Below are 14,115 nucleotides of genomic sequence, written 5' to 3'. Positions count from 1 at the left end.
ACCTTATCTTAAACCCTTTAAATAATCCTTCTGCTCTGGTGTAATGCGGTAACTCTCTACAGCCTTCTGTATTGACTTTCTGTGTACCCATTCAGAAAGCCTGTGTTCCTGTATATAAGGAATCGCCGCATCCCACTGTTTAGCAAGTGCTGTAGCCATATACCATGCAATCATCATATTTACATAGTACTCCTCTGACTTAACACCTGCAACAAGCTGTATATATTCTTCCTTAAAATCCTCGTCAAGGAACAGGCGCATCATAACGCCCATTCCGTATCTTTTAACATATGTGGTATCTGCTGCAATCCACTTCTTCGCCCTTTCAAGAATATCTTCTTTATTCTTATCAAAACATTTTGGAAGCGGTGAATCACAGGTTGCCCAGTTATCAATATATGGAAGGAACTTTTCAAGCTCACTTATGCACTCAGCATAATCCTTAATCTGCCCAATTAACATCATGTGAAGATTATTCTCCTCATAATACTTATGTGGCAGCTCACGCATAAACTGCTCAGTTTCTCCGCTCTTTGCATATTCCTTTGCAAATTTTCTTAAAACCGGAGTCCTTACTCCTATAACTGTCTCTTTCTCAATTCCCGGAATCAGACTGCTGTTAAAATCCCTGTACTCTGTGTCCTGCAGCTTAAACAATTCTTCCTGTAAATGTGTCATTATTCCCCTCCTGTGTGAGCTGGCTCATCGCCGCGGGTTGCGCGAGCAGCTCATACTCCAGAACTTCGTTCTGTCGTTGTCGCGGTGCTCCTCGTAAAACCATACAAAGTTCCAAGTCCGTGCAAGCACGGCTGTAAACTTTCCATGGCTTCTCTCATCGCTACTCGCGCAAAAAAAGTGGAAGCATCGCCTGCTTCCACTTCTTAGATAGTAGCGAGAGAGGGATTTGAACCCACGACACCACGGGTATGAACCGTGTGCTCTAGCCAACTGAGCTATCTCGCCATAATATTTACTGAATGTCTTAAAAAGAAATGGGGCCTACAGGGCTCGAACCTGTGACCCTCTGCTTGTAAGGCAGATGCTCTCCCAGCTGAGCTAAGACCCCACATTCAGAACAATTCGCTTGATTTCTCTCGCAAACTGCTCTGCTATTATAATATTAAAATGTGCTACCTGTCAAGCACTTTTTTGACTTTTTCAAAACTTTTTTCACAAAATTTTAATTAGAACAAATACCTCGTCCACAACAGGAAATTCTTAATCAGCTTCATTCTGCGTTCTCTCTTAGGCGTAAGCGCTACAGGCTGCACATTATATGGATTATCGTATGTGCCATCAGCATTAGCCTTTCTTGCACTATGCTCATACGTCTGCATGGCACCTCCAAGCTGTTCATTAATCTCCTTGCTGTCAATAACAAGCATAAGCTCTGTATCAAGATACACGCTTCTCATATCAATATTAAATGAGCCAACCACCGATATATCATCATCTATAAGAACCGACTTTCCGTGGTATGAATATCCGCCTTCATATTCCCACACTTCAAGCCCTGTGCCAAGCACCTTATCCTTATGCGCATAATAATCTGCTGATCCAAATGGATTGCCATTATTGCCTACTGAATTAGTCATCAGTGACACATTTTCAACAGAATCGCATACCTTCTTTAATCCGTCATACATATACTCATTGCAGATAATATAAGGCGTATGTATCTTAACCTGTGTATCCGCCTGTTCCATAAGCTTCGTGAGCTGATACCACACTACCGGCTTTTTTGCGCCACATTCTATCGGATTGCTAAGAAGTGCTATATTGCTGACTTCAACTGTTTCATCTGTATAATCAGTGTCAGTCAGGTAATCTTTGTTATCTGCATAATAAATGTCGTAATTATCAAGTAGTTCTTTCCTTGCCGCCTTGACCTTCTTATTGCCTGCACATTTGTTATTCTTTAAAAATGCCTTGCTCTCCTTATAGTTCCAGACACTCTCATAATAAGCAAGAACATCATTCACAGAGCTGGTTTCATCAGGACTTTCGCAGTACACAAGCACATCTCTGTCGTAATTCTTATGTCCCGGATATGCTCCCAGAAAATAGTTAAATGTATTTCTTCCACCAAGTATATAATTAGTCCTGTCGGCTATGACATATTTATCATGAAGCCTTCCCATTGACTGCCACGGCTTAAAAGGATTGACCTTATTGTATATCTTCACATTCACATTGTCTGATGACGCAAGTGCATTAAAATCAGGATTGCCCTTCATCTTGGTAAAACCGGATACCCCGTCAACTATAACATTGACCGATACACCTCTGTCTGCAGCATCAATAAGTGCTCCAAGCATCAGCTTTCCGCTGTCATCTGACCTGAAGTCAAATGTTGAGAGTATAATCTCACTCTTTGCATTGCTTATCATTCTTATCCGCTCTTTAAGCGCCTCGTCATTATCCTCAATAATGCGCGCCCGCTCGGCACTTGTTCTCTCTTTCCATATGCCCTGCTCATCAAGCTGTTTAATCTCATCAGCAGTAAGCTCTGGCTGTTTGTGGTAACTTATCAGGGCGCAGGCTACGATTGCGGCAATAAGCACCACAAGCAGTATCACTGCCCCAAGAATTATTCTCTTCATAAGTTTTCTCCTATTGTAAGACTTCACAACAATACTCCTTAAATATCTGTCTATCCTCATCACTGCCCGGGCAGTAAAGGCGTGCTGTATATACATAATTATATATACAGCACGCCTCTTATGACATTAAATATTTATGAAGAATTATAAATTATCTGATATAGTTGGTCTTAATCTTATTCTCGCCTTGTGGAAGCTCAATTCCCTGCTTCTTTGCTGCGTCTATTGACTTAACAAGCCATGCAAAATTCTGACCTAAAAGTCTCATTGTCTGCATGCCTTCTTCGTCCTTAACAACCTCATCAGGTGTATTGCCATGTACAATATTCCAGTAGTTAGATGATACAACCGGCATCTGGTTAATCTGGAAATACTTATTCAACACATCAACTGTTGATGTTGTTCCGCCACGGCGGGCAGATGCAATTGAAGAACCACATTTGTAACGAAGCTCGTTACCATATGCACCAAATAATCTGTCGAGGAACATTAATATCTCTCCTGTTGGAGAAGCATAATAAACAGGTGAACCAACAATAAGTCCGTCTGCATCAGTTATCTTAGCGCCAACTTCCTTGACAACTGCGTCAAGCTCGCCCTTAACAACTCTGCTGCCAACTGCAACTATCTCAGTATCAATTCCCTGTGCCTCTAATTCCTTAGCAACGACAGAAAGTGCTGTATATGTACAGCCTGCATCTCTTCTGCTGCCATTAACTAATACAACCTTCATGTTATAACACCTCCAAATTATTAATTAAACATTAATCTCTGCCTTCATGCCAAGCTCTTCCTTATTAGAATCAAGAATAGGCTTGATAACATTAGCAAGATACTCGTCAACCTGTTCCTTAGAACGGCCAACATACTTCATAGGATCAAGCTTTGACTGTAACTCTTCAAGAGTAACACCGAACATTGGCTCTGCTGCAATAAGTTCAAGAAGGTTATTATCAAGACCTTCCTGCTTAACTCTCTTTCCTGCTATCATAGAAAGCTCTCTGATCTTCTCATGAAGCTCCTGTCTGTCTCCGCCAGCCTTAACAGCATCCATCATAATATTCTCTGTTGCCATGAATGGAAGCTCTGCCATCATGTGCTTGATAATAACCTTATCATATACAACAAGTCCGTCAACAACATTTAAGTAGAGGTCAAGGATTCCGTCAACAGCGAGGAAGCCTTCTGGAACTGACATTCTCTTGTTAGCTGAATCATCAAGTGTTCTCTCAAACCACTGTGTAGATGAAACAATAGCAGGGTTAAGTGCGTCACTGATAACGAAATCAGCAAGTGAAGCCATACGCTCACTTCTCATAGGATTACGCTTGTAAGCCATAGCTGATGAACCAATCTGTGACTTTTCAAATGGCTCTTCAACTTCCTTGAGGTGCTGTAATAATCTGATATCATTAGAGAACTTGTGTGCGCTCGCAGCAATTCCTGCAAGTACATTAAGTACTCTTGTATCAACCTTTCTTGAATATGTCTGGCCTGAAACTGGAACACATGCGTCAAATCCCATCTTTTCTGCAATCTTTCCGTCAATCTGGCGGATCTTATCCTGATCTCCGTTGAAAAGTTCAAGGAAAGATGCCTGTGTACCTGTTGTACCCTTACAGCCTAAAAGCTTCATTGTAGAGAGTACATAATCAAGGTCTTCAAGGTCCATAACTAATTCATTGAGCCATAATGTAGCTCTCTTACCAACTGTAGTTGGCTGTGCTGGCTGAAAATGTGTGAAAGCCAGTGTAGGCTGTGCCTTATATTTATCTGCGAACTTAGAAAGCTCATCAATAACATTAACAAGTTTCTTACGAACAAGCTTTAAGCCTTCTGTCATAATGATGATATCAGTATTATCACCAACATAGCATGAAGTTGCTCCAAGATGTATGATACCTTTAGCCTTAGGGCACTGAAGTCCGTAAGCATATACATGTGACATAACATCATGTCTTACTTCCTTCTCTCTTCTCTTGGCATCTTCATAGTTAATATCATCCTTGTGAGCCTTTAACTCATCAATCTGCTCCTGTGTAATAGGAAGTCCAAGTTCATGCTCTGTCTCTGCTAATGCAATCCAGAGTCTTCTCCATGTCTTAAACTTCATGTCAGGAGAGAAAATGTACTGCATTTCCTTGCTTGCGTATCTTTCTGCAAGTGGTGTCTGATATCTGTCGTTCATCTCGTATCCGCCTTTCATATATCAAAAATTCATTATTCAGCCATCGCAGGGCTATATACAGATTAAGTATATCATAGCAGAACTGCGTTTGCAATTTATGCCTTTATTTTATATTCTTAATGCTTCTTGTTATTTTCATTATGCCAACGCTTAATATAAGACATATTACAAGCCTCATGATAAATTGCATAAGCATATACTGCCATATTGTCATATGTAACAGCATCCACTTAAGAATTCCAGATGCATATAGTCCCATTCCAAGTTTATTCCCCATAAATGTAAGACTCACGACCGGCGCATTCATGTAAGGTATCCCATATATATGTCTCATCCATAAGAATTCCATTCCACATATAATAACAGTCATTATTATTGTAATTGTTATGCACGACAAATATTTATTGCATCTCATCTTATTACGTCCCAATGCTGTACTATGTTCAAAAAGTATCATGCCGCTGACTCTTTCAAGTCTTCCTGCATCTGCTGACATAAGTATAAAACCGCATATCAGTGCAAGATTTACCATTATTCTGCGATACAGTCCTTTCTTGCCCAATATCACTTCATATCCTCTGTCCGATATCATCCATGCTCTTATATTAAATGTTTCATCCATATGTCCGATATATTCAATCTTGTCCGCGTATTCCCTACGACTTTCTATCAGCTTTAGTATCTGCTGTTGTTTTGTTTTCAGATTAACATAACTACCAATATCAACGCTTTCATCTCTTGTCAATATATCTCCATAATCATCTATGTCAGCTTGCAGCTCATCTCTCTGCTGATATAGATTATCAAGATAATCCTGAAAATATGTATAATCTTTCCCTCCATGTAACATGTATTCACTATCCATATACTTATTGTCATCTGTATAGTGATACTGGCCTGTCTGGCATACATACGCTGTAACTGTCAGCATTACCACAACAACCCAGCCACAATGAGAAGTAAATATAAATTTATGTATTTCCTTAAATAGAAACGGAATCCTTGCAAGAATTTTCTGACAGCCAGCTGATACACAATCTGTAAACCGTTTTATAAATGTTGTATTTTTGTATGGTTTCATTGAAGCAGACACATTTATAGCAATATAACCTATTACACCTGCACATATAATATGCACGAACAGCACCACTGAAAATACAGGAAATACATAAGTTCCCACACCCCAGTTTCTATATGATGAAAATGTAGCATTTATATTAATTATATTAATAATATTAATATAATGCAGACCATTCCACACGCTATGTATATCTATATGAGAATATATAAACTGCTCCACAGCCGCAAATATAAGCATTGTAACCAGTGCATAGACACGATTACGGAACATAACAAAAACACCCCATATAGTAATGCATAGGGCAACTATACACACCATTGATATCAGATATAGCACCGTCACATACTTTATTTTGCTCCACGGATATGTAAATTTATCAAATGTCTCAATTGTCTGCACTGGATTTACTAAGTCCCTGACGCCTCCTCTTTGCAGCATTGCCGCAATAAACGTGGACCAGTATATCAGAGTATGTGTAAAAGCTCCTGTAACAACAATAACTCTCGTCTGCTTTATCGCATACATGATTCTTCCATTAGCGCAGCTATATGTTATGCTCCACATGCCATTATCCCGCTGTGCAAACATATCGTATATAACAAACATCATTACAAGCATAGTAAAGAAATATTGATAATAATAAGTTGTATATGCCTGCACCCCTTTATACTCATCCTCTGGTAAAATAACGTTCTTTACTCGTTCAAAATCCCTTGCCGTCTGCAATATATTCGCATACGAAAAACTTCCAGCTTTATTAAAAATACTATATTTCTTAAGTTTATCAGCATTATCAATTATTGCATTCACTTCTTCGTGATAATTCTTAATATATGTCTCATGAGCAACATTTTCTTTGTTGATTATATCTTCATCCATTACCGGCTTATTGTCATACAAAAAGAATACAACATTAACTGTTACAGCAATTAACAACAATATAATCCGTTTATAATTGATGATACGTTTTAATTCCTGCATATTTCCCCCTATATGCCAATCATAACCTGTATATTTGTATCCTGCTTATATCACTCTTAGATATACTTTCTACTCTATAATAATCAGAATCTTCGCTCCCATCCATATAATAAACATGGACTCCTACAATCATTTTATTGATATCGTCAATAACACTCTTTATCTCAACATACTCAGGCTGCATATAACTATAAGCTGCTTTATCAGATGTTGGGAGTTCATTTATAATTATTAACTTTAACTTATTTTCATCATTTCCATATATTGTTTTTGTTTCGCCTTTTATATCCATCTGTTTTTTTGTATATTTATTCTCACTCATATCACTGTAATCAAATATGCAGGATGCATTATATGCCGTATACTCTAATTTCTCTATATTTTCATCATTATATAATGATGGCCACTCTATAATACCGGCAACAATATACGCCATTTCATCCTTTTCTCCCAATCCATTGCCTAATTTTACTGGATTTACCATATATGTTCCAACCAAATTACCATCGGCGATATCTTTAGATATTATTGGGTATGTCACCTTTAACTTAATGCCTTGCTCCGTTATATAATTTATTCCATCTATAACTGTCATTTCTGGTTCTTGTACTGCATATTGGTTATTAGTCTCTGTTTGTGTCTGTGTTTCTATTTCCTTTACATTGCATCCTGATGATATCAATATAAGAAGAAACATCATACAAAATCTATACATTCCTTTCTTAAACAGCCTTATATACTTTGTCATTCAAACACCTGCTTCCAATCTCCACCAGTCTCTATATCATCTTTTTTCATATACATAAGACCTTCTGCATCGTTCATACTTTTATAAAATAAATACCTGTCATCCCCAAAATATAACGCCAATGCATCAGGACACAATATCTCATTAATAACATTTCCACCTTTATCAATAACTATATATCTGTTTTCTGAAAAGCCATATAATTCCCACATATAATAACAGTACTTATGATTATTAAGATAAATGTATTCTCCATCTGAAGATACACTACACATATCACATTGTTCTGTTGACTCCCATATTTTTTGTGATATATCACTTCCAATATCTATCTTGTAAAGCCCCTCTCCCGTAACAAAGTAATACATTGTTCCATCCACAACATAATAATCATTAATATTCTGTCCACTCACTTCTTCTATCTCATCATTGCTGCACGAATAGCTAAACAAACCTCTGCTATGCACACTTATGGCTTTATCTGATATGGAATCGGCTTCCCTCACAGTAAAAAATATTTTATCACCAAAACATTTAACATTAGTTATTGATATCCCTTTTCCAGTAACTTCATATACAATTTTCTTGTCTCCTGATGTCAGAGATACTTCTATTATGCTCTTTGTAGTCTCTTGCTCATCAGCAAGGCCACTCCCATCATATATAAAAGCGTATTCCCCCTGAAAAACAGCTCGAATCGAGTCAACCCCATCATTAGGTATAAGTTCACCTATAACTTCTCTTGTTGTGCCACTCTTATCCATGCGGCATAACTGTGCCATGCCATTAGAAAGTCCAAAATAATATATATACTATAATAATATATACTCCTCAATGCCGCTCCATTTCCAAAAAAAGCATTACAACTTGAAGATTTATGATCACACTCAGGTTTTGCACACACAGGTATAACATCATTTGTCTCCAGATTCAAAAACAACAACTTCTGTTCAAAATTCATGTAATAATATCCATCTTCAACTGCAGCCAGATCATACCATCCATCTGTATCCCAGTAATTCTGAAAATCACTGTCTCCTGTTACCCCGATAAGACTTGCATAATCTAAGCCCTTCTCTGCTTCTGTATTCTTATGGAGTAGAACATATGTCACCATTGCTCCCACCAATACTGCAATAAATATAATTGGAATCACATACCTAATGCCTCTTCTCTTCATTTAATATCATCTCCCTAGTAAATGAACTGGCTCACTAAAAATATTTTTCCATTCTTCGGCTTTTTCAATTTCTCTCTTATCTATATACATGAGCTGGTCTTCTCCCATACCCATGCGCATATGTGTACAACGCTTTATATAAGCCTTTAATACCACATCTATTTTATTAATTCAATACCAATTGCGTGAAATGACACTTTTCGTGTTTAAAATAACATTTATTTTAATATTCTCATCGGTTATAATAACAATAGTTTTATTTTATGGAGATTGGATAATGAATATATTTATATGTGATGATGACAATTTGATATGCGAGCAGATTAAAACTCTGTGCGAAAGTTATTATATTGAACATAAACTGAAAAGACCTGATATTTACATATTTCACTCTGGTGAAGACATTCTGGCTTCAGATATCAAACCCGATATTGTATATTTAGATATCCAGATGTCTGGCATAGATGGCATTGCCGTTGGTAATTCGCTTGTTAAATCTTATCCGGCAGCAATAATAATTATTATAACTTCCTTTCCGGAATATCTTGACGAAGCCATGCGCTTTCATGTATTCCGTTATATTTCAAAGCCTGTTGAAAGTAAACGTTTTATGCGTAACCTTGAAGACGCCATATCTGAATTCAATTCTATTGGCGGCAGGATTATTGTAAAATGTAAAGGCAAAACATATGTATTATCAGCAAAGGATATCATTATGGTGGAGGTTAATCCTCACTGCCGCAATCTTACTATCCACACGGTTTCAGATACATATACAACCACCCAGACTCTCGCCAGCATTAAATCAATGCTTCCGTCTGGGAGCTTTTATCAGAGCCATCGATGTTATATAGTGAATATGAATTATATTATGTCTTATAATAACAGCAGAATATATATGGAAAATCATCTTTACGCTGATATTGCCTTGCGCAAGTATAATGATTTTTTTAATACCTATTCAGCATTTCTTACAACATTGCGCTAGTTTATTAATCAGAGGGGGATTTATGAATTTAATATTGTACTATTTATTTGTATATCTTATAGAAGCCATTATTCTATGGCTATACTGCAACCGGATATTTACTTCACGAAAGAACACATTTTTATCTCTTTTAATCACTATTGGCATGTTCAGTCTGCTTATACCTGTAGCAATTCTCACTAATGCGGCACTCAATGCATTTTGCTCATTCATTGTCTATCTGTGCTGCATCGTGCTTAATTATGATTCAAAACCGGTTTGGGCACTGTTTCATGCCCTTGCCCTGACAATTCTTATGGCATTATCAGAAGGACTTATTGCCGCAGCTATTCCTGACATAACGATATATGCATTCCGTGATGGAAACATACATAGTTCGGCATTTACATTTGTTATATTAAGCAAATCTGTCTATTTATGTATTTCACAGTTAGTAACCAGAATTTTCTCTAAAAATACAGTCAATAATGCTTCTATACGCAAAAGCACCCTTATGCTGTATCTGATACCTGTTATGTCCTCTATCATTACCGTTTCTCTTGGCTATATATGTCTCAACGGTAAACTGTCTGGCTCTGACTCTGTTATTGTATTCATATGTCTGGTTCTGCTGCTCTCAATCAATATCCTGACTTTCTATCTGCAGCAGGATATCAGCCAGAAAAATGTTGAATATGCCAGATTGCAGATTGAATTACAGAAAGAGACTGACACTGAACATTATTATAATTATGTTCAGGAAGTTAATGAGAAACAGCACATTCTTATTCACGATATTAAGAACCACCTTAATACTATCAGCCAGCTGAATGATGGAAAACATATTGACGAAATAACCGGATATATCAATAACATTCTGGGAAGTGATGCACTAAGAAAATCCAAAAGATATTGCAAAATTGATATACTGAATGTAATTATCTCAAGATATGCCGAACAATGTAGTAATTCAGGTATAAGCTTTGAGGCAGACATACGCGCCAACACCCTTGAATATCTTCCCGCACAGGATTTCACTTCCATATTCTGCAATCTTCTTGATAACGCCATTGATGCATCCCTATCATGTGATGAACCATATATAGATTGTAATGTTTCTCTTATCAGAGGCGGCAACGCTGACCTTATAAGCATTGCTAACTCATGCAAATCATCTCCTTTAGGCCATGACGGAAAACTTCATTCCAGAAAACAGGACACTGGTTTTCACGGTTATGGTCTTAAAAGTGTAAAGCGCATTGCAGATAAATATAATGGTCTGCTCAATTATGTTTACTCGGAGGAAAAGCAGGAATTCCGCGTTGTGGTTATGCTGGAGCATCCTTAGAAAAGCTTTCCAGATGCCATAAACTGCGGTATATTTTCATGAATGATTCCATTTCTTTTTTGTATCATATCATTTCTTGTAAGCACATATTTAGGATAGTTATCTTTAATCATCTCTAATGGAGCATACTCTCGATCCTCTGTTTCTCTGTTTAACATTGTTGTCATCGTCACCTGAACATAACCATAGTTGTTCATATTATCTCTCATAATAAAATCACATTCTAACTTTCCTATTCTTCCAATACTGATATCATACCCCTTTGATTTTGCATAGTTAAAAACAACATTTTCAAGGGCTGGTCCATAATTAATTCTGTTATCAGTATTTGTTGCAAAATAGAAACCCATATCTGATAAATAATACTTCTGCTCACCATTTATGGATTTTAAATCAAACCTCTTACATTCGTATATTATTTTTGCATCCATTAATATATTAATATAACGGTTCAAAGTTTCTCTCTTTATGTCCATTCCAGATTTATGAAGTTCTTTCAAGATACTCTTCAAACTAGTTGTTGAGCCAAAGTTGTTAATAAGATATGTCTGCACTTTTTCAAAAACTGAAACATTACGTATCTTTACCCTGTGCTTAATATCCTTTTCTAATATTTCTCCTATAACACTCTTAATATATGTTCTCTTATCGTCTGGATTATCATAAAATATTGTTTTCGGAAAATTTCCGTTTTATATTTTTATTATAGCAAAAGAAATGTTTTTTTAAGTTAAGGGGGTATTTTTTTACTTTTTTGTAAATTTTACCCCCTTAACTCGAATTTCTACTATTTTAATCCTCTTTAATATTCCCTTTTTTCACATTAGGCATTATAAATTTTTCATACGAATATTTCCAGAGTTCTTCTGAGCCTTCTCCTGTTCGTGCATTTCTTTTTAATATCTGGCTAAGATGCACACCCTTTTCTGCCCAGCTTTTTCCTTTTGAAGCATCATTTAAAATTACAGGCTGGAAGTTATCCATAGTTCTTGCAAACTTTGCTTCTGGTGTTTCCTGTGCCTCGAATTCCTCCCACAATTCACGCATATATTTCCCCTGGTCTTCTGGAAGAATACTGAATATTCTGTCAGCACATTTTAACTCTCTTTCACGCTGTGTCTTCTTAGCATTCTCATCGTAAGCATATGTATCGCCTGCATCTATCTCTACAAGGTCATGTATAAGAAGCATTGTCATTGTGCGGAGCACATCAATCTTTTCGTTGGCATATTCAGACAACAGCACAGTCATAATTGCCATATGCCATGCATGCTCAGCGTCATCTTCCTTTCTTGACGCATCCGCCAGATACGTCTGTCTGCCAATGCTCTTTTCCTTATCAATCTCTCTTATAAACTCTATCTGTCTGTCAAGTCTGTCTTTATCCATGTTAACCTCTATTCCTGCGCTGCTTTTCAGCGCATCTTAAGTTTCTGCTAATCCGTCAATTCCAGTGACGCAACCTCGCCAACAACTATAATAGCTGGTGATGGGAAGTCTACTTCTTTCACCTTTGCTGCAATATCCGAAAGTGTTCCGACAAGCTTTACATATGTACCATCTGTATTCTCACCGTGAATTACCGCAACCGGCGTATCTGACAACTTTCCATATCTCATCAGCTTTTCCGTAATCATGTCTATACTCTTTAAACCCATAAGAAATACAAATGTTTCATCAAGCTTCGCATATGATTTCCACCTGATTTCCTCAACCTCTGGTGACAGATTATCTGCCGTATGTCCGGTAATCACATGAAATCCACGGCTTGCACCCCTGTGTGTCACCGGAATTCCTGCCATTCCACACAGACCGATACCTGATGTAACCCCCGGAACTTCATGCACTGGTATTCCATGTTCTTTAAGTGCAAGTGCTTCCTCTCCGCCCCTGCCGAACACATAAGGGTCACCACCTTTTAGTCTCACAACATATCTGCCTTCAAGAGCTTTTTCTACAAGAAGCTCATTAATCTCCTCCTGTGCCTTGGAATGTCTGCCACTCCTCTTTCCGGCGTATATAAGCTCACAGCTCTCCGGTGCAAATTCCAGCAGATGCTCATCAATCAAATCATCATACACTATAACCTCTGCCCGTCTTATCTCATTAAGACCTTTTATTGTGATGAGTTCATATGAGCCGCATCCTGCTCCAACAAGTGCTGCCCCCGGAAGCACTGTCTCACTCCTGTTATCAAGATATTTCTGTAAAAATGCATTTTCTTCCTTGTTGCTGCACACTCTGTCTGCTTTCATGCAGAATTCAGAAACTTCTCTTATAAATGCTGCTCTTTTTCTGTCATCATCTATCTTTTCTTTGGCAAGTGTCCTGACCTCTGAAAGATAATCTAATATGCTCTCTATATTATCAGATACATTTGCTTCAAAATCTCTTCTTAACTTAGCTGCAACATGCGGACTCTTCCCACCTGTAACAAAGCCTGCAACCATATCACCCTTCTGCACAATTGAAGGGAATATAAAATCACATAACTCCTGGTTATCCACAACATTTACAGGAATTGCCTTTTCTTTGCACAATCTTGTAGCTTCTTTATCCACTTCTTCACCAGCCGCCGCGATAACAAAATCCACATTTTCAATATCTTGTGGTGTGAATATTCTTCTTTCAACACTTATATTATCGCAAGCCTGCGCCACTGCCTCTATGTCAGAAACTATAGACGGTGCAACAACTTTAATCTTCACGCCAAATCCCTTCAGCCTGCTTATCTTTCTTGCTGCCACCTTACCGCCACCGATAACAAGGCATTTCTCCCCTTCTATTTCTCTAAAAAACGGAAAATAACTCATCCTGTTCCCCTTTTCTTGTAATTATTGTCATGATACACTTTGAAACTGTTAATTTCTGTTTGCTTTAGCCTGATTTTCTTTGCTTGTTGTCATGATACCTATAAATAGTCGCATATTCAGTATTTTAGTAGGTAAATTTCGTTTGTGACTATTATAATAGTACTACATTTTTACTAAAAATGCCTACTAAATAACATATTCCATGC

13 protein-coding genes and 2 tRNA genes are annotated in these 14,115 nt (G+C 37.4%); 2 read left to right on the top strand and 13 right to left on the bottom strand.

From position 1 onward, the window contains the following. Positions 1-3: 3 nt before the first annotated feature. The 10 genes from GKE48_RS13770 to GKE48_RS13725 form a co-directional block, all read right to left on the bottom strand. Entirely contained in the window at positions 4-678 is a 675-nt protein-coding gene (locus tag GKE48_RS13770) for a DNA alkylation repair protein (RefSeq protein WP_055216837.1), read from the bottom strand. Positions 679-889: 211 nt separating this feature from the next. After that, positions 890-963 (bottom strand) — tRNA-Met (locus tag GKE48_RS13765). Positions 964-993: 30 nt separating this feature from the next. Continuing rightward, positions 994-1,066: transfer RNA gene (locus GKE48_RS13760), tRNA-Val, on the bottom strand. A 118-nt stretch (positions 1,067-1,184) separates the two neighbouring features. Beyond that, positions 1,185-2,603, bottom strand: a complete 1,419-nt coding sequence (locus tag GKE48_RS13755; protein ID WP_242865614.1) for a phospholipase D-like domain-containing protein — start codon at positions 2,601-2,603, stop codon at positions 1,185-1,187. 151 nt (positions 2,604-2,754) lie between these two features. Then, a complete protein-coding gene (locus tag GKE48_RS13750; protein WP_022098698.1) occupies positions 2,755-3,336 on the bottom strand; it encodes a flavodoxin family protein in 582 nt (193 codons plus the stop codon). A 24-nt stretch (positions 3,337-3,360) separates the two neighbouring features. Continuing rightward, complete coding sequence (purB, locus tag GKE48_RS13745) at positions 3,361-4,791, bottom strand: adenylosuccinate lyase (protein ID WP_022098699.1); 1,431 nt, start codon at positions 4,789-4,791, stop codon at positions 3,361-3,363. A gap of 103 nt (positions 4,792-4,894) precedes the next feature. Continuing rightward, positions 4,895-6,853, bottom strand: a complete 1,959-nt coding sequence (locus GKE48_RS13740) for a hypothetical protein (RefSeq protein WP_022098700.1) — start codon at positions 6,851-6,853, stop codon at positions 4,895-4,897. A 19-nt stretch (positions 6,854-6,872) separates the two neighbouring features. Beyond that, the gene (locus tag GKE48_RS13735) at positions 6,873-7,535 is read right to left on the bottom strand and encodes a hypothetical protein (protein ID WP_158567479.1); all 663 of its coding nucleotides are present in this window, start codon (positions 7,533-7,535) and stop codon (positions 6,873-6,875) included. Positions 7,536-7,597: 62 nt separating this feature from the next. Then, positions 7,598-8,365, bottom strand: coding sequence for a hypothetical protein (locus GKE48_RS13730; RefSeq protein WP_173016950.1), 768 nt, complete (start codon positions 8,363-8,365; stop codon positions 7,598-7,600). Then, complete coding sequence (locus GKE48_RS13725; RefSeq protein WP_154301341.1) at positions 8,332-8,781, bottom strand: hypothetical protein; 450 nt, start codon at positions 8,779-8,781, stop codon at positions 8,332-8,334. Before GKE48_RS13725 ends, GKE48_RS13730 begins: the two co-directional genes overlap by 34 nt. Before the next feature lie 277 nt (positions 8,782-9,058). Between GKE48_RS13725 and GKE48_RS13720 the strand changes: the two genes are divergently transcribed. Both GKE48_RS13720 and GKE48_RS13715 read left to right on the top strand, forming a co-directional pair. Further along, positions 9,059-9,769, top strand: a complete 711-nt coding sequence (locus GKE48_RS13720) for a LytR/AlgR family response regulator transcription factor (RefSeq protein ID WP_041687927.1) — start codon at positions 9,059-9,061, stop codon at positions 9,767-9,769. A gap of 22 nt (positions 9,770-9,791) precedes the next feature. Then, positions 9,792-11,096 carry a sensor histidine kinase gene (locus tag GKE48_RS13715; protein ID WP_041687925.1) on the top strand — a complete coding sequence of 435 codons (1,305 nt, stop codon included), beginning with the start codon at positions 9,792-9,794 and terminating at the stop codon, positions 11,094-11,096. Here GKE48_RS13715 and GKE48_RS13710 read toward each other — a convergent pair. From GKE48_RS13710 to cobA, 3 genes are all read right to left on the bottom strand, one after another. After that, positions 11,093-11,695: a DUF4143 domain-containing protein gene (locus tag GKE48_RS13710; protein WP_408606595.1), complete on the bottom strand. Its 603-nt coding sequence runs from the start codon at positions 11,693-11,695 to the stop codon at positions 11,093-11,095. The genes GKE48_RS13715 and GKE48_RS13710 overlap by 4 nt on opposite strands. Before the next feature lie 193 nt (positions 11,696-11,888). Then, positions 11,889-12,485, bottom strand: a complete 597-nt coding sequence (locus tag GKE48_RS13705) for an HD domain-containing protein (protein ID WP_012738706.1) — start codon at positions 12,483-12,485, stop codon at positions 11,889-11,891. A gap of 47 nt (positions 12,486-12,532) precedes the next feature. Next, positions 12,533-13,909, bottom strand: a complete 1,377-nt coding sequence (cobA, locus tag GKE48_RS13700; protein WP_012738705.1) for a uroporphyrinogen-III C-methyltransferase — start codon at positions 13,907-13,909, stop codon at positions 12,533-12,535. Positions 13,910-14,115: the final 206 nt, after the last annotated feature.

This window comes from Lachnospira eligens (genome assembly GCF_009680455.1).
In the GTDB taxonomy this organism is placed as follows: domain Bacteria; phylum Bacillota; class Clostridia; order Lachnospirales; family Lachnospiraceae; genus Lachnospira; species Lachnospira eligens_A.
Note: the sequence above shows the minus strand (reverse complement) of the source record. Positions and strands in the feature narration are given on the sequence as shown.

Excerpts from the sequence above, each read along its gene's own strand:
- purB (WP_022098699.1), bottom strand. The coding sequence starts at position 4,791 with ATGAACGACAGATATCAGACACCACTTGCAGAAAGATACGCAAGCAAG.
- GKE48_RS13755 (WP_242865614.1), bottom strand. The coding sequence starts at position 2,603 with ATGAAGAGAATAATTCTTGGGGCAGTGATACTGCTTGTGGTGCTTATT.
- GKE48_RS13750 (WP_022098698.1), bottom strand. The coding sequence starts at position 3,336 with ATGAAGGTTGTATTAGTTAATGGCAGCAGAAGAGATGCAGGCTGTACA.
- GKE48_RS13740 (WP_022098700.1), bottom strand. The coding sequence starts at position 6,853 with ATGCAGGAATTAAAACGTATCATCAATTATAAACGGATTATATTGTTG.
- GKE48_RS13725 (WP_154301341.1), bottom strand. The coding sequence starts at position 8,781 with ATGAAGAGAAGAGGCATTAGGTATGTGATTCCAATTATATTTATTGCA.
- cobA (WP_012738705.1), bottom strand. The coding sequence starts at position 13,909 with ATGAGTTATTTTCCGTTTTTTAGAGAAATAGAAGGGGAGAAATGCCTT.
- GKE48_RS13770 (WP_055216837.1), bottom strand. The coding sequence starts at position 678 with ATGACACATTTACAGGAAGAATTGTTTAAGCTGCAGGACACAGAGTAC.
- GKE48_RS13705 (WP_012738706.1), bottom strand. The coding sequence starts at position 12,485 with ATGGATAAAGACAGACTTGACAGACAGATAGAGTTTATAAGAGAGATT.
- GKE48_RS13730 (WP_173016950.1), bottom strand. The coding sequence starts at position 8,365 with ATGGATAAGAGTGGCACAACAAGAGAAGTTATAGGTGAACTTATACCT.
- GKE48_RS13720 (WP_041687927.1), top strand. The coding sequence starts at position 9,059 with ATGAATATATTTATATGTGATGATGACAATTTGATATGCGAGCAGATT.
- GKE48_RS13715 (WP_041687925.1), top strand. The coding sequence starts at position 9,792 with ATGAATTTAATATTGTACTATTTATTTGTATATCTTATAGAAGCCATT.